Annotated in this window: 13 protein-coding genes; 5 read left to right on the top strand and 8 right to left on the bottom strand. The window is 65.0% G+C overall.

Annotation, left to right across the window (positions count from 1 at the left end):
* Positions 1-21: 21 nt before the first annotated feature.
* Both V9L17_RS00555 and V9L17_RS00550 read right to left on the bottom strand, forming a co-directional pair.
* Positions 22-636 (bottom strand): carbonic anhydrase, encoded by a 615-nt coding sequence (locus tag V9L17_RS00555; RefSeq protein WP_337346633.1) that lies wholly within the window; start codon positions 634-636, stop codon positions 22-24.
* A gap of 9 nt (positions 637-645) precedes the next feature.
* Positions 646-1,326: a DUF4245 domain-containing protein gene (locus tag V9L17_RS00550; protein WP_337350415.1), complete on the bottom strand. Its 681-nt coding sequence runs from the start codon at positions 1,324-1,326 to the stop codon at positions 646-648.
* Between the two features lie 228 nt (positions 1,327-1,554).
* Here V9L17_RS00550 and glpX point away from each other — a divergent pair, with 228 nt between their 5' ends.
* Positions 1,555-2,577 carry a class II fructose-bisphosphatase gene (gene glpX / locus V9L17_RS00545; RefSeq protein WP_337346747.1) on the top strand — a complete coding sequence of 341 codons (1,023 nt, stop codon included), beginning with the start codon at positions 1,555-1,557 and terminating at the stop codon, positions 2,575-2,577.
* A gap of 101 nt (positions 2,578-2,678) precedes the next feature.
* Here the strand turns inward: glpX and V9L17_RS00540 are convergent, their stop codons facing one another.
* The 5 genes from V9L17_RS00540 to V9L17_RS00520 all read right to left on the bottom strand — a co-directional run bounded on the left by V9L17_RS00540 (position 2,679) and on the right by V9L17_RS00520 (position 8,403).
* The gene (locus V9L17_RS00540; protein WP_337350046.1) at positions 2,679-3,647 is read right to left on the bottom strand and encodes a lipid II:glycine glycyltransferase FemX; all 969 of its coding nucleotides are present in this window, start codon (positions 3,645-3,647) and stop codon (positions 2,679-2,681) included.
* A 3-nt stretch (positions 3,648-3,650) separates the two neighbouring features.
* Positions 3,651-4,901 carry a mannose-6-phosphate isomerase, class I gene (gene manA, locus V9L17_RS00535; protein WP_337350045.1) on the bottom strand — a complete coding sequence of 417 codons (1,251 nt, stop codon included), beginning with the start codon at positions 4,899-4,901 and terminating at the stop codon, positions 3,651-3,653.
* A 63-nt stretch (positions 4,902-4,964) separates the two neighbouring features.
* Complete coding sequence (locus tag V9L17_RS00530; RefSeq protein WP_337350044.1) at positions 4,965-6,611, bottom strand: LCP family protein; 1,647 nt, start codon at positions 6,609-6,611, stop codon at positions 4,965-4,967.
* A gap of 11 nt (positions 6,612-6,622) precedes the next feature.
* The gene (purE, locus tag V9L17_RS00525; protein ID WP_337346629.1) at positions 6,623-7,210 is read right to left on the bottom strand and encodes a 5-(carboxyamino)imidazole ribonucleotide mutase; all 588 of its coding nucleotides are present in this window, start codon (positions 7,208-7,210) and stop codon (positions 6,623-6,625) included.
* Complete coding sequence (locus tag V9L17_RS00520; RefSeq protein ID WP_337346628.1) at positions 7,207-8,403, bottom strand: 5-(carboxyamino)imidazole ribonucleotide synthase; 1,197 nt, start codon at positions 8,401-8,403, stop codon at positions 7,207-7,209. The genes purE and V9L17_RS00520 overlap by 4 nt, the downstream gene beginning before the upstream one ends.
* Before the next feature lie 174 nt (positions 8,404-8,577).
* Here V9L17_RS00520 and V9L17_RS00515 point away from each other — a divergent pair, with 174 nt between their 5' ends.
* Complete coding sequence (locus tag V9L17_RS00515) at positions 8,578-9,150, top strand: GtrA family protein (RefSeq protein WP_337350043.1); 573 nt, start codon at positions 8,578-8,580, stop codon at positions 9,148-9,150.
* A 43-nt stretch (positions 9,151-9,193) separates the two neighbouring features.
* Here the strand turns inward: V9L17_RS00515 and V9L17_RS00510 are convergent, their stop codons facing one another.
* Entirely contained in the window at positions 9,194-9,889 is a 696-nt protein-coding gene (locus V9L17_RS00510; RefSeq protein WP_337350042.1) for a TIGR03089 family protein, read from the bottom strand.
* 410 nt (positions 9,890-10,299) lie between these two features.
* On the opposite strand from V9L17_RS00510, the gene V9L17_RS00505 reads away from it, so the two are divergent.
* Genes V9L17_RS00505 through V9L17_RS00495 form a run of 3 tightly spaced genes read left to right on the top strand, consistent with a single transcriptional unit; the run spans position 10,300 to position 15,798 of the window.
* Positions 10,300-10,845: a WhiB family transcriptional regulator gene (locus tag V9L17_RS00505; RefSeq protein WP_337350041.1), complete on the top strand. Its 546-nt coding sequence runs from the start codon at positions 10,300-10,302 to the stop codon at positions 10,843-10,845.
* A gap of 11 nt (positions 10,846-10,856) precedes the next feature.
* Positions 10,857-14,204, top strand: coding sequence for a glycosyltransferase family 2 protein (locus tag V9L17_RS00500; protein ID WP_337350040.1), 3,348 nt, complete (start codon positions 10,857-10,859; stop codon positions 14,202-14,204).
* Positions 14,197-15,798, top strand: coding sequence for a DUF5719 family protein (locus tag V9L17_RS00495; protein WP_337350039.1), 1,602 nt, complete (start codon positions 14,197-14,199; stop codon positions 15,796-15,798). The genes V9L17_RS00500 and V9L17_RS00495 overlap by 8 nt, the downstream gene beginning before the upstream one ends.
* Positions 15,799-15,825: the final 27 nt, after the last annotated feature.

The following is a 15,825-nucleotide window of genomic DNA, read 5'->3' as shown; positions in this document are numbered from 1 at the left end:
AAACCGCCTCAGGGCGTCCGATCAGAGCTCTCCGATTCCGGAAACAAGGTCCGCGTGGCCATCAGCGAGGCTGTAGGAAAGGCCGATAACCGCTGCCCGGCCGGTCTCGATTGCGTCCGAAATCACACGGGAGCTGTCCACGAGGCGGTGCGAGGTCTGCTTGACGTGCTCCACCACCATGTCGTTGACCTCCGGTTTGTTGTTGCGCAGCGACGTCAGGACGGACGGCGTGATGCGCTCGACGAGGTCCCGGATGAAGCCCACCGGCATCTGGCCGGTTTCGACGGCGGACTTTGTGGCACTGACGGCACCGCAGCTGTCATGTCCCAGCACCACGATCAGCGGCACCCCCAGCACACCGATGCTGTATTCGAGTGAGCCAAGGACGGCGTCGTCAATGACCTGGCCGGCTGTCCGCACCACAAAAACGTCACCGAGTCCGACGTCGAAGATAATTTCGGCCGCGAGGCGGGAGTCGGAGCAGCCGAAGATCACGGCGAACGGATGCTGGTTCTCCACGAGCGAAGACCGCCGGGATGCATCCTGGTTGGGGTGGGAGGATTCGCCGTTGACGAAGCGTTCGTTGCCTTCGCGGAGTCGTCGCCAGGCCAGGGCCGGAGTCAGGTAGGTTGCCACGGCCCTACCTTACGATGTGGGAACCGCAGAGGGTGAAACCGTGACGGCGGGGTTACTTTCCATGGACTTCACGACGGCGTCCGCCAGGACCACAAACTCGTCCAACTTAGCGGGTCCAGTGAGGACAACGGTGGTGCCCCGGTATGTGAGGACCATGCTCCGCTCGCCCTTGCCCGTATCCCGAAGCTCCCACTCCTGGCCGCCTGCGCTGCGGGTTCCCGTGACGGGGGCGTTTCCCGTTTCCTGGAGGAGCCAGGTGGGATTGGCCTGCCGGGTCTGGACCAAGCCGATGAAGGAGTCGTTGGGAGTCAGGAAGCCTACTTCCCAGGTGGGGACGCCGCTGCCACTGCCGGACTCCCAGCGGGCGTAGTTGGACGTGAATGTGTCGCCGGTCTCCGGCGCGACGGGTGTGAATCCTGCCACATCTGTGGCGTTCCGGGCCACCTCGCTGACGTTAATGTCAGGCCGGAAGCCGTCACTTTTCGGAAACGGGTTCATCAGCACGATCGGCAGGAACGCGGCGATACTGACCAGCAGCGCAATGACCATGCCGATCACCGAGGCGTTGGCACGCTTGGCTGCGGCAGCCGGGATAACGGGCTTGACGGGCTGCTGTCCGTCACCCTCCGGGGCTTTGCCGGCGCTCCCGGAACCGGAGGCGTCCTGGCCGGGGCTGGTCTTTTCCTGCATATCACTCACCCCTCTATAGTCGCCCATCCGGGCGTCCAACTCACACTCGAGGCGCTGCTGATGCACTGCCATCCCGGCAGCGCACATTGCGGGGCAGCGTCATGCCACGACTGAGAGGCGGCGCCCCGACTATGATCGGTAGCAGAGGAATCACCGTATCCGCCGGAACAGGCGGAGCGGGTCCAATGATCGCCACTCGAAGAAGAGGTTCACGTGTCACCTTCGCCCATGACCCAGCAGTACTCCACCATTTCGCCGTCCCTGGCTGTGGGGATCGACGAGCCGGACCGCAACCTCGCCCTGGAACTTGTCCGCGTCACCGAGGCCGCGGCTATTGCCGGTGGCCACTGGGTTGGCTTCGGGGACAAGAACAAAGCCGACGGCGCGGCCGTTGACGCCATGCGCTCCTTCCTTCACACGGTCCACTTCAACGGTGTTGTGGTTATCGGCGAAGGCGAGAAGGACGAAGCCCCGATGCTCTTCAACGGAGAGCACGTTGGCGACGGCACCGGCCCTGAATGCGACGTCGCCGTAGACCCCATCGATGGCACGCGCCTGACCGCGCTGGGCATCAACAACGCCCTTGCAGTGCTGGCCGTAGCCGAGCGTGGTTCCATGTTCGACCCCTCCGCCGTGTTCTACATGGAAAAGCTCGTCACCGGCCCGGAGGCCGCTGACATGGTTGACCTGCGGCTGCCGGTCAAGCAGAACCTGCACCTGATCGCCAAGGCAAAGGGCGTGAAGGTCAACCAGCTCAACGTCATGATCCTTGACCGTGACCGCCACCGCCCCCTGGTCGAGGAGATCCGGGAAGCCGGCGCGCGCACCAAGTTCATCATGGACGGCGACGTCGCCGGTGCCATCGCCGCGGCCCGCTCCGGTACCGGCGTTGACGCACTGATGGGCATCGGTGGCACTCCCGAAGGCATCGTTGCTGCTTGTGCCATCAAGTCCCTGGGTGGCGTCATCCAGGGCCGGCTGTGGCCCACCAGCGACGACGAGAAGCAGAAGGCAATCGACGCCGGCCACGACCTGGAGCGCGTGCTTTCCACCAATGACCTCGTGTCCAGTGACAACTGCTACTTCGCGGCCACCGGCATCACGGATGGCGACCTCCTCAAGGGCGTCCGCTACTCCAAGGACAAGGTCCTCACCCAGTCCATCGTGATGCGCTCCAAGTCCGGCACCATCCGCTTCGTTGATGGCGAGCACCAGGCCAGCAAGTGGGAAGGCTACGCCCGCAAGAACTAGGTTCGTCGCCCGCGCCCCAGGGTGAGTGGGCATACAATTGAGGCCCCGGATCCGCTTGGATCCGGGGCCTCAACTGTATGTCCGCGTCGAACTAGAGGGGCTTAGGTCTTGGTTCGGGCCAGGGGGGAGCGGAGCGTCCGGAGCTTGTCCCGCAAGTGCCGCGCCACTTGGTAGGCGTTGTAACGCAGCTTCTTCACCGGGAGGTCCCAGGCGCCGGGATAGGCGATTTCACGGCCACCGAATGACCTTTTGAAGGCGCTGAACCCTGCCCATTTGTGGCCGGGCTGGTCAGCAGGCGCCACGCCCCAGAGGTCGACGTGCTTGAGGCCCCGGTCCTTTGCATCGGCCATTAGGGTCACGAGGAGCGGGATTCCTGCGCTGAGCTTCCGGTGGGTGTCGTCCAGGGCTGCATGGGCGTACGTACGGGTATCCGCGGAATCGTAGGCCAGGGCTGCGGCTATGGGCTCCCCGTGCAGCTCGGCGATGAAGAGGGTGGCGGCGCCCGCCGGCATCAGCGAAGCAGCCACCCGGGTCAGGTAGTCGTCGCTCTGCGGCTTGAATCCGTTGCGCCGCGCCGTCATATGAAGGAACTCCAGCAGGATGCTGATGTCCTTCGGGTCCTGTGACGTCCGGAACGTAACGCCCTTCTTGTGGATGTTCCGGTAGAGGTTCCGGTTCACGGGCTTCATGGCGGCCAGGACGTCCTTGAAGTCACCGTCCAGGTCCACGATCCAGCTGAGTTCAGGCTGCGGGTTGCTTGGTGCGGGCTGGAGGCCCCTGCGTCGGAGTTCGTCCGCTGCCGTGGAAAGGGACAGCCCGGCGGTTACCGGTTCGATCCGGACAAAGACAGCGCCGCAGGAACGGGCCAGCTCCACCAAGGCGGCGAGGGCGGCGTCGAACCCGTCAGTGGAGGATGCAACCGGGCCGTAAGGGGCGTAGAGCACCTTGCCGGCAGGGTTCTTCTCTTCAACGGCCAGGAAGCTCCAACCCGGGCCGGATCGCTGATGGACCGTACGGCCGAGCGAGGACAGGACGTCGGCCCAGGCGGGAGTCTGGAGGAAATACTCCACGGATCAGGCCTTCATGGACGTGGTGACGGCGAAGGCTACTGCCGCCTCCTCGGCCCCGGCAGCCACGTGGACATTAACCGGCGCATCGGCGGCAGCGAGGAATGCACTCCCGCCGCGGGCGAGCTGCAGATCGCCCTTGGGTGAGTCGAGGTACACCGATCCCTCGACCACAATCACCACGGCCGCTCCCGACTGGGCGAGCGGAACGGGCGACGCCCCGGGCACCAGTTCGATCCGCTGCAGCTGGAACTCGCGGAACGGCGGCTGGTACAGCTCCTGGCCGAGTTCGGAAACTTCCGGGTTGAGCATGGGGACCTGGACGGACTTGAACTCAATGGTGCGCAGGAGTTCGGGGACATCAATGAACTTCGGAGTCAATCCGCCACGGAGCACGTTGTCCGAGGAAGCCATGACTTCCACGCCCATGCCATGGAGGTAGGCGTGCACGTTGCCGGCAGGGAGATAGACCGCCTCACCCGGCGCCAGCGAAATCCGGTTCAGAAGCAGCGATATCAGCACACCAGGATCACCCGGGTATTTTTCGTTGAGGCTGACCACCGTCGAGAGCTCGGACTTGTACGGTTCGAGGGAAGCGCCGGAAACGAGCACACCGGCGACCAGCGCCGTGGCCTCGGCAACGTCGGTACCGCCTGCGATCAGGCGCTCGAAGGCCTTCCGGAGGCCCGCACTCTCGTTGGAGTCTCCGAGGTCTTCCACGAGCTCAGACAGCACCCGTGGCTGGTCTGCTTCGACGGCGTCGAACGCGGCGGCCAGGTGCAGCAGGATGTTGCGCGTTTGTGCCGCCGGCCGGAACCCGCACAGCGCCTCGAACGGCGTAAGGGCGAAGACCATCTCGGGCTTGTGGTTGTCATCCCGGTAGTTCCGATGTGCAGCATCGGGTGCAACGCCGTCGGCATTCTCCCGCGCGAAACCCTCCCGCGCCTGTTCGATGCTCGGATGGACCTGCAGCGAGAGGGGCTGCGCCGCCGCGAGGACCTTGGCCAGGAAGGGAAGTCTCGGCCCAAATCCGGCGACCCCTTCAGCCCCAAGAAAATGCTCGGGATCCTCGGAAATCATCTGATCGAGGGGAACCGTTGACCCATCCGGGCGGCGCGCGACGGAAGGGGAATCCGGGTGGGCTCCGATCCAGAGTTCGGCTTCTGGACGGCCGGATTCGGTGCGGCCAAGGAGTCCGGCAATCGCCGTCGTGGATCCCCACGCGTAATCGCGGAGGACGTTCTCAATTTCGTACACAGCCGGTATCCATTTCTTGGTCTTCAGGTCTACGGGGGCATGCGGTCTGCGGGGAGTCGGCGCCTACAAGGGTGCGCAGAGGCCGTTTGAGGCAACGAGCTCACGGAGCGCCTGCTCGTTGCCCTCGCTCTTGAGCTGGTTCAGCATCGCCTCGGTGATCGGCTCACCGTCTGGGGTTGTGGTCACCGGGGTGAAGTCCGACGACGGCGGCGTTGACTGCTGCGCCGGTGCGCCGCCTGCCAGGACGGTGGGTCGCAGCGGGGCGGACGCCTGCAGCCGGCCGCTGGCTGCGGAGTATTGCACCATGCCGTCGACAGGTGCGGCAGCCTGCGGGCCGGATGCGGAAGCGAGCAACTGGTCAACTTTGTCGTGGATGACATCGAAGTCGGGCACGGTGGAAAAAGACGCGTCGAAGTCGGGCGGACCGATGGTGAGCCGCTTGACTTCCTGGCCCTTGGCCTTCATGGCAAGGTCCACAAAACTGCCCAGCTGGGTCGATGAGATGTTTGAGTCCACAACCTTGGTGCCGGCGTTTGCGATGTCCTCGAACTTGGACAGCAGCGTAGCCGGATCCAGTTGCTTCAGCATTGCCTGCTGAACGCATTGCTGGCGCTGGATTCGGGCGTAGTCGTCGACGAATTCGCGGGAGCGTCCGTACCAAAGTGCGTGGTAGCCGTTCAGATGCTGTTCCCCCGCGGGGATCCAACCGAGGGGCATGCCGTGGATGCCGTTTGCCTCGTCGATCATGTCCCCGCTCATAGGGACCCAGCCGCCGGCCTTGATCCTGATACCGCCCATGGCGTCGATCAGCTTGGCGAAGCCTTCCATGTCCACCAATACGTAGGCCTGGACGGTGATGCCGAGCGTGCCTGACACGGCTTCAAGGGTGGCCTGGGCGCCGGGGTCTTCCACACCGGGGTAGAGGTCTGAGTGCTCGTTGGTGACTTCGGTGTTGATGGCGTTGATGAGGCATTCGTCGCCGCAGTCGTAGCCGTCGGGATAGATCTTGCGCATCGGGGAGCCCTCGCTGAACTGGGCGTTCTGAAGGTTGCGCGGTACGGAGATGATGGCAGTCTGGCCAGTCTTGGCATCGACGCTGAGCACTGACAGGCTGTCCGGGCGCCGGCCAGTGCGGTCGTCGCCCGCGTCGCCGCCCATCATCAGGAAGTTGTAGCGGCCTTCCACAGGATCGATGGCCGGGCCGGCCGAGAAGATACTGCCGATGGCGTTGCGGCCTACGTTCAGCAGGTAGGCGGCGTAACCCAGGGATCCGCTGCTCAGGACCAGGGCAAGTACCAAGGCAATTCCGACGGCGGGACGCGCCCCCGGTGCCAGCAGCACGGGGCGGATCAGCCGTAGGGTGTTGATGAAGAGAAGCGCCCACCCGAGGGCAAGGGCCAGCAGGACTACAACGATCAGCAGCGAAGCGAATGGATTGGTGATGATGTTGATGAGCAGCGACCTGTTGAGGACCAGCAGCAGCACGGTGGCAACCAGCAATGCCCATACACAGAGGGTGACCCGCAGCGCTATACGGCCGAGCTTACGGTCGCCTGCCACAATTTGGGCACTGCCCGGGACCAGGAGGGTCATCAGCAGCAGGACAAAGGCCCTTTTGGTTCGGACGGGGGCCGAGGCGTTGGACGGATACCGGACAGGATCAGTCATGACTGTTCCGGCGGAGGGCTGCTGCGTTTCGCTTCTGGACATCTTCGGGTACCTTAGCGGCTGCCCCGGAGGACACCATTGCCGTCGGCGAAGACTTCGCTGACCTTTTGCCGAAGGTTGGCTCCCTTACGCGTGGCAACGTCATTGAGCTCCTGGGCGAAATCCAGGAGGTCGGCGCGGAGGGACGCGGCCAGCTGGTCCGTGCCCGAGGCCAGGATACGAACGGCAAGCAGGCCTGCGTTGCGGGCACCGGCGATGGATACCGTGGCCACGGGAACGCCGGCCGGCATCTGCACGATCGACAGCAGGGAATCCATTCCATCCAGGGTCTTCAGCGGGACGGGGACACCGATGACGGGCAGGGGCGTCACGCTCGCGAGCATGCCGGGGAGGTGTGCGGCGCCACCCGCGCCGGCGATGATGACCCGCAATCCGCGCTCATGGGCGCTCTGGCCATAGCGGATCATCTCAGCAGGCATCCTGTGCGCGGAGACGACGTCAGCTTCAAAAGGTATGCCAAATTCAGCCAACGCGTCAGCGGCGGCTTCCATGACCGGCCAATCCGAGTCCGAGCCCATCACCAGGCCCACAATGGGACTGACTTCGGTGGCGCTGGTCTCTGGTGTGGTTTCAGTGGTCATGCGTTCTCCTCGGAAATCCGTGCTGTTTCTTCGGCCGGAACGCGGCCGTCGCGGATGATTGCGGCCACCCTCGCTGCGCGCTGCCGTACTGAGTCCACCTCATCCGTGGAGGCTCCCGCGAGGTTGACATGGCCGATCTTGCGCCCGGGGCGCACCGACTTGCCATAGCAGTGGACCTTTGCCGCCGGTTCGCTGGCCAAGGCGGCCGGAAAGGCGGAGAAGAGATCCTGGTTGTCTCCGCCGAGGAAGTTCTTCATCACGATGACCGGGCCAAGGACATCGGTGGCGCCCAACGGGAGGTTCAAGACGGCCCGGAGGTGCTGTTCAAACTGGCTGGTCACTGAACCGTCCTGGGTCCAGTGCCCGGTGTTGTGGGGCCTCATGGCCAGTTCGTTGATGAGGAAACCGGCGCCGGATCCCGGCGTTTCGAAAAGCTCTACAGCCATCACACCGGTAACGCCGAGTTCGCCCGCGATGCGCAAGGCCGCTTCTTCGGCCGCAGCCGCGACGTCCAGTGCGATGTCCAGGGCGGGCGCGATGACCTCGTCGCAGACGCCGTCGACCTGAATAGTGTGGGCCACGGGCCACGCGCGGGCTTGGCCATCAGGGGTGCGCGCGACCAGGGCGGACAGCTCACGGCTGAAATCGACCTTGGCTTCGGCCAGTAGCGGGCTCATGGCTTCGAACCACGGAGCGGCATCGGCGGCCTCGTCCGGGGAGTCAATGATCCGCACGCCCTTGCCGTCGTAGCCGCCGCGAGGCATCTTGAGGACTACCGGCCAGCCGATCTCGTCGCCGAAGTCCACCAACCCTGCCACGTCCGTGACAGCGGCCCAGGCCGGGTTCGGAAGCTCAAGCCTGTCGATTGCGGCCCGCATCACCAGCTTGTCCTGCGCATTGACCAGGGCGTCCGGGCCGGGCTGGACGTTGACGCCCGCGGAAATCAGCTCACGGAGGTGGTCCGTGGGCACGTGTTCGTGGTCAAAGGTCATGACATCCAGGCCTTCCGCGAAGTCGAGGAGGGTCTGGAGATCCTTGTAGTCACCTACTGGCGAGGTGGCAACGGCTGAAACTGCTGAAACGTCCTCCGCCTCAGCCAGGACACGGAGTTCAAAGCCTAGGGCGGTGGCGGCTGGGGCCATCATGCGCGCGAGCTGGCCGCCGCCAACCACGCCGATTACTGGAAAAGTCACAAGTGCCAGCCTACAGAAAAGCGCGCCGGATCCCGGCTTCCGGACGGCACGGGAAGCGAATTTAGGGGAATTTGGCCTTCGCGTTCCCCATAGGTGGAGGTGGTGTGGGGCAATTCGGCGCTAAAATAGGCTTTTGGCCGTGTGGCCCACAGTTTCTGACGGCCATGGAGGGTCATGTTTAGTTCACTTGCAGATCGTATCCGGGGGCTCGCCTCGCTGTTTTGGCGTGAAGTGGCCAAGTTCGGTGCGGTGGGCGGTGTGGCCTTTGTCATTGATAACGGACTGACCTACTACCTGATGCACGGTCCGATGACTGACAGCGAAGCCAAAGCGCGCTTCGTAGGCGCAAGCATCGCGACGATTTTCTCCTGGATCGCCAACCGGCTGTGGACTTTCCGGCATCGGCGGCAATCCAACGTTGTCCGCGAGTTCCTGATGTTCATTCTCATCAACGGCATTGGGATTGGGATTTCCACAGGATTTACTGCCCTGGCCAAGTACTCGTTCAATGTGACGGATAAGAACATGCTGTTCGCCGCCGGCGTTGTGGGGATTTTGGTAGCGACGGTTGTCCGCTTCTTCGCCTACCGGTTCCTTGTGTTCAATGAGGAACTGGACCAGGAGCCGGAGTTCTCCCACGACCACGAGCTCATCGAGCTGCACCACCACGAGAAGGCCGCAGCGGCCGCAGCCCAGCGCGGAGAGCACCTGGAGGAAGAAGCTCCCGGGGCTCCCCGGGAGTCCTAGCCGGCCGGGTTTCCGGCGCGGCCAAGATCGGCGCCCGGCAACGCTATTTGCCGCGGATGCGTTCAGCCGCCAGGAGCTTGTCCGTCAGGTCCACGTCCGGATGCGCCAGCAGCACCGACCCGCCACTGTGCCAGGCGCCCAGGGAGTTCGACAAGGCCGCTTCCAGGCCGTCTGCAGCTGCCACCAGCAGGCGGACTCCCTCTTCGTGCGGGGCTGCAAAGCCGGTGAGCAGTCCCTCATGGAGGTGGCGCCGGCCGTCGCTGCCGCGAACGGCGCATCCTGAAGCCGAAGGATCGGTGTGGGCCATAAACACGTCACCATGTGAGCGGACTTCGGAGGCGTAATCGATGAAGCCACCAGGCAGCTCACCCGGCCACCGCATTGCCAGCGCCGGAAGGGCAACGGCAACGACGGCGTCGTACGTGCCGGTTGAATCCGGCCGATCCGTCACAAGGTAGTTGGCTTCACCGCCGTCCAGCACGGTTTCCATTCCGAGCTGCCAGGCGGCAAGGGCCCAAATGACCGACTTCCAGTGTGCCGGAAGGTCAAGGTTCACCCGCATCCCTGGCTCGGCGTCGAGTTCGTCCTGCAGCAGGTTGCTGGTCTTGGCAACCCAGTTATCCAGCACCCGCCCGGAAAGTTCGACCCGCTCTGAGTCCGGTCCGTACCAGGTCAGGCGCGGCGATGTGGAATGTCCGGAGCGCAGGGTTGTCATCAGTTCGATCGCTGGGATGCTCATTGCTACATCTTGGCACGGCAGCCTGAGCCAGTCACCGGCTTCGTGGGCCCCGGACGGGACTCAAGCTGAGCGGCGAACCTGCGCGGAGTCTGTGATTTTACTCACATCAATTTCTCATTTCGCTTGCGTTATTCACGCTCACGCTGTATTTATTGCCCGAATTCCATGGGTTTTGGCAGGAAAGTCGAAGCTCCTTGAGTGACTGGGCTTCCCGGGCGGGCGTGTCGGCAAAAATTCCCGGGCGTGGCGTGACCCGAGTTGTCCGGGATTGTTGATTATTATCCCTCCGCGGCTTGACTCGCCTGTAGTTACACGCGTGTAATTAGATATCGAACGCCATTGCGCGAGTACCGGCACACAACCGAGTGTCCAAGTATCCAGGCAGGGGCAGCAACATCAGGAGGGTCGCCGTGGGGCAAGCAGAGCGTATCCATGAAGATGCAGTCGTCGCCGGTCAGGCGACGGTGAAATACCGTTCACGAGGCGTGCCGAGCGACTGGTACGTGGATCCTGCGGATCCGGACGCCGCTGAGCGTTACAACCGCAACACCAAAGAGTCTTTTGAGGATCAGGCAACTGCATTCCTCGCAGCCCATGAAGCGCTGCTGGACGGCGGACACGACCAGGACGATGACGACCTGGATCCGCCCATGGAACTCCAGGTCCCTGCCGGCGGAAGTACTACGCAGCCGGTATGGATCGGGCTGCCCTTCCAGCAGGACTTCGACGACGAGGGCGAACTGGGCTGGCAGACTGACGCTCTGTGCGCCCAGACGGATCCTGAAGCATTCTTCCCTGAAAAGGGAGGATCGACCCGCGATGCCAAGAAGGTCTGTGGCGCATGCAACGTGCGGTCCCAATGCCTTGAATACGCGCTGGCTAACGACGAACGGTTTGGCATTTGGGGAGGCCTTTCCGAGCGTGAGCGCCGGCGGCTAAGGAAGCGAGCAATCTAATTCTTCAGGAAGTGCATGTCACTGCCGTTGTGGTGTCCCACAACGGCAGTGCCTATCTCCCCAGAACCCTGGCTGCCTTGGCTGACCAGACCCGGCCTGTCGATTCAGCCATTGGTGTCGACACAGGCTCCAGGGACGACTCCGAAACCCTTTTGGCTGGGGCCCTCGGCGAACCCAATGTCATCAACTTTCCGCACTCCAAAACCGGCATGGGCGGCGCCGTCCGTGCCGGACTCGAAGCCCTGTCGCCTTGGGCCGGACATCCCGAAAGCGCGTCCACGGAGTGGATCTGGCTGCTTCACGACGACGCCGCGCCGTGCCCGGAAGCGCTGGCCGAACTGCTGGGCGCAGTCGAACGCGCACCCTCGGTGACGGTCGCCGGCTGCAAACAGCTCGACTGGCACGCCCAGCGCCGGCTGATCGACGTCGGACTTTCCACCAGCAGGTGGGCGGAGCGCCTTACCCTGATCGATGCTGACGAGCTGGACCAAGGCCAATACGATGGCCGCAGCGACACCTTCGCGGTGAACTCAGCCGGGATGCTGGTCCGCCGGGACGTTTGGGAACAGTTGCAGGGATTTGACCCCGCACTGCCAGGCAGCGGTGACGACATCGATTTTTGCTGGCGAAACCGCCTTGCCGGCCACCGGGTGGTGGTGGTCCCTACCGCCAGGATGTTCCATGTGGCCCACAGGCCCCATGCCCTCGGGAACGCTTCCGCCGCCAGGAAAGCACAGGTTCACCTAAGGCTCAAGCACGCACCGCTATGGAAGGTGCCGCTGCACGCGGTTGGCGCGCTCCTTGGGAGCATCTTCAAACTCGTCCTCAGCATCGCGGTCAAGGATCCGGGGTACGGGTTTGCCCAGTTCGCAGCCACCTTGACAGCCTTGGGCCGGCCGGGCGCAGTGGCGAAGGCGCGTCGGGCTGCCGCGCGAACGCGACGCATCCGCCGCTCGGTCGTCAGCAAGCTTCAGACGTCCCGCCGCGAGGTCTGGAGCCACCGCCGCTCCCTCATGGAGGCGCTGGGGTCCGACGCCTCGCCCACGGAAGGCCTCAAAAAGGATCCCCTCGCCGACCAGCCGAGCGGCGATTCAGCAGATGATTTTGCCGCCCTGACCACCAGCGAACGAGGCTGGGTGGGCAGCGGCGCGCTGGCAACGGTATTGATTGCGTCCGTGGCATCTCTGACTGCACTCTCCGGCCTCTTTCGTGCAGAGGCCGTTTCCGGCGGTGCCCTGATACCTGTCTCCTCCACCCTTGGTGAGATCTGGCATCACGCGTCCAGTTGGTGGATCAGCCTGGGCGCCGGTCTGCCAGGCAAGGGTGACCCTTTCGGCTACGTGTTGTGGATCCTCGGCCTGTTGGGCGGCGGCGACGCAAACGGCGCCATGGCATGGCTGCTCCTGCTGGCGGCCCCGCTGGCGGGTCTGACGGCTTGGTTCGCCTCCGGCGCCCTGACGCTCCGACGCAGGTTCCGCCTTGTCGCCGCCCTGTTCTGGGCCGCCGCGCCGGCACTGCAGGTCGCGTTGAACCAGGGCCGGGTTGGCGCCTTGATCGCGCACATCATGATCCCCCTGGTTGTCCTGGCACTGCTGCGCGCCACCGGCACCGCCTTGGGACACGGTCGCTTCCTGCTGCCCTCGCCCGGTGACCGGCGCTTCACCGAGAGGCCGCCGGAGAAGCCGGGAATCAACGGCACGCCGTCCTGGACGGCCGCTGCGGCCGCAGGCCTGGCCCTGGCGGTCGTCGCCGCCTCCGCACCTTCGCTGCTGGCCCCGGCCGCCGTCGTCATTGTCCTGTGCGGGCTCCTGCTGGGCCGTCGCGGCCGCACCGTTTGGTGGGCCCTGCTCCCCAGCGCGGCGCTGTTCATCCCGTTCGCCCTGTCAGTGCTGGACAGGCCGCGCGCACTGCTTGCTGATCCAGGCCTTCCGCTGGGTTTCACGGGCGCCCCCTTGTGGCAGCAAATCCTGGGCCAGCCGATCAGGTTCACCGCCGACGGCGGGCTCTCCGGACTTCCGTTCTTCAGCGGCGCCGTCCCGTGGGCCCTGCTGCTCGCCCTGCTGGTATCCGTGCCCGTGCTGGTCCTCGCGGCTGCGGCGATTCTGGTGCCGGGAAAGCGGAGCCACGCGGCACGTGCCCTCTGGTTGGCCGCACTCATCGTCCTTGCTGCCGGCTGGTTGGCCAGCCACGTCGCCACCGCCGTCAACGCGGACACCTTGGTGACACCCTTCACCGGCCCGTCGGTCTCGGCGGCCGGCTTCGCCTTGCTGGGTGCCGCACTCATCGGCGCCGAACGGCTACTCGATGCCGCGGACGGGGTCTCCGCTGCCACAAGGCCGCGGAGAATCCTCCTTCGTTCTGCCGTCGCGCTGGCCACGGTCCTGCTGCTGGCCGGCCCTTTGGCCGGAATGGCAGCCTGGTCCGCCCAGAACCTGCTCAGGCCAGCCACCGCGGCGGGTCCGCCCCAGGATGCAGCAGGCGAACCGCTCGGCGTTCCCCGGCTGGTGGAAGCCAGCGATCCCCGGACCCTCCCGGCCACCGCAATCGACCGCGGAACAGGCCCGGAGCAGACCCGGACGCTGCTGATCAGCACCTCCGAAGACGGCACATTCAACGCTGCCCTGATGCGCGGTGCCGGCACCACCTTGGACAGCCTGTCCACCATCGCGTCGTCCCGGAACATCCTGGGCGCGCCTGGCATCGAAACAGTGCGCGACGACGACACCGTCACAAGCACACTCCGCGGCGTCGTAGCAACCATCGTGGCCGGAGAAGGAGTCGACCCCCGCCCTGAACTGGAGCAGCTGGGGGTGGGGTTTGTGGTTCTGCGTTCTGTGGATACTGCTGCCCAGCTCACCGCCAGCAGGATGGACGCAGTGCCTGGACTCATCGCCGTCGGACAGACGGACGTCGGGTGGCTCTGGCGGATCACTCCGTTGAACCAGCCCGTCCTGCAGCCGGCGGATGTTGCCCACCGTGCCCGGATCGTTGACAGCAAAGGCGCCGCTATTGCGCTGCTGCCGTCAGGTTTTGACGACGTCGACACGGCAGTCCCGGAGGGAACTGACGGACGGCTGGTGGTACTCGCTGAACGTGCAGATCCCGGGTGGAGCGCCTGGTTGAACGGCCGGAAGCTCACGTCCACCACCTCAGGCTGGGCCCAGGCGTTTACCCTGCCGCCTTCGGCGGGGCAGCTCACCATCCGCTACGAGAACCCCTGGGCACTGTGGTCCGCCATCCTGCAGATCACCGTCATTGGCCTCACTGTCATGCTCGCGATCCCCATGCCGGCCCGCCGGCCCAATACGGGGCTGTCCCGGGATGAAGGCTCCTTGCGTAAGGAACACCAGAATGCATAAGGACAAAACCCCGGAAGGGGGCAACGCGTCCCGCAAGGGCCTCTTGACCGGCCTGGTCTCCTCCGCGGCGATAATTGCCGCCGCCGGGGGAATCATTGCCGCGGGCACGCTTGCTCCCGAACCGGCGGGCAGCCGAAGCCTCCCGGCCGCGCTGGCTGCTGTGCCGGCAGGCTCCAGCGTTGGCGTCTGCCCGGGTCCTGCCCGGCTCCTGGAAGGTACCGAAGCAGGTACCGATCCTCAGTTCAGTCCGAAATCCGCTACAGCACGCAGCGCCGTCTCCGGCGCCGTCATCAGTGCTCCCGGCGGGGTCCTCCCCGGCAGCCGTCTGTCCGCCCTTGACGGGACGGCCGCCGTCGAAATCGCGCGGGACGACGCCCAGGCCGGCGGGGCAGCCGGTCCGCAGGAGCTCAAAGCCGGCGTCATCGAACAACGGGCCGTGGACGCCGCGAGCGTCTTGAGCGCTGATGCCCGCAACGGCCAAAAGGCCTCGGCGGCGGCACTGATGAAGTTCTCGGCAACCGATGGCGATCTCCAGGGTTTCGCTGCTGCCAATTGCCAGCCGCCTTCCAACGACGTATGGCTGGCCGGTGCCAGCACCACGCTGGGGCGCACCTCCGTCCTGACCCTCAGCAATGCCTCGACCACGCCAGCTACCGTAAGCCTGGAGCTGTACGGCACCAAGGGCCAGATCCAGGCGCCAGGAAGCCGCGGCCTGCTGGTGGCACCAGGCAGTACGAGGTCCATCGTCCTGGCAGGACTCGCTCCCGGCGAAGCGCAGCTCAGCGTCCACGTGCGGAGCGCAGGAGGTCCCGTGGCCGCAGCGATCCAGCAGAGCGTACTGAGGGGTCTGACGCCCGGCGGGGTGGATTTCATTTCCCCCGGCGCCGCCCCGGCGGCACGCCAGGTCATGACCGGCATCGACATCCAGGACGCCGGCGCCCTCTCGTCCCTTACCCGCGAAAAGGGCTATGAGGACGCCGGCCCTGCACTGCAAATCACTGTCCCGGGGCAATCAGACGCGGTGGTGGAGATCAAGCTGTTTGGGCGCGACGGCCAGAAAGCGTTGCCGGGCGGGGGAGTGGTTACTGCCAAAGCCGGTTCCGTGACGGAGGTTTCCCTGGCGGGCGTTCCGACAGGCCACTACACCGTGGCCGCCAGCTCCGACGTGTCGTTTGTAGCTGCGACACGGGTGACGCGCGGGCTCAAGGACAACCAGGCGTCCGACGTCGCGTGGGCCGCGGCTGGAATTCGGCTGGGCAGCCAGCACGTGGTGCCGGTGCCCCAGGGCGGCAAACGAATCCTGATTTTTGGCGCCCTGGAGGACCGGGCTTCCATTTCTTACTCAGCCATCACAGCCGACGGCAAGATCCAGGCCGCGTCCACGGCGGACATTGCAGGGGGAACCACCACGTCAATCGATGTCCCCGAGAAGGTCGAAGAATCCACAGTGGTGGGGTATATCGTTTCCGCCTCGGGAGACGCCGCGTACGGGGCGCTGTTGCTGCAGCAGGACGGCCGGGAGGACATTTCTTCGCTTGCCCTCATGCCCGCCGCGTCAGGCCAGGAACAAGTTCCGGTCACGCTCGGGTACTGACGCAACCCCTGCCGGCAGGACCACTGT

The sequence above is a fragment of the Pseudarthrobacter sp. CCNWLW207 genome (assembly GCF_037203945.1).
GTDB lineage: Bacteria > Actinomycetota > Actinomycetes > Actinomycetales > Micrococcaceae > Arthrobacter.
This window is presented reverse-complemented; position numbering and strand designations above follow the sequence as displayed.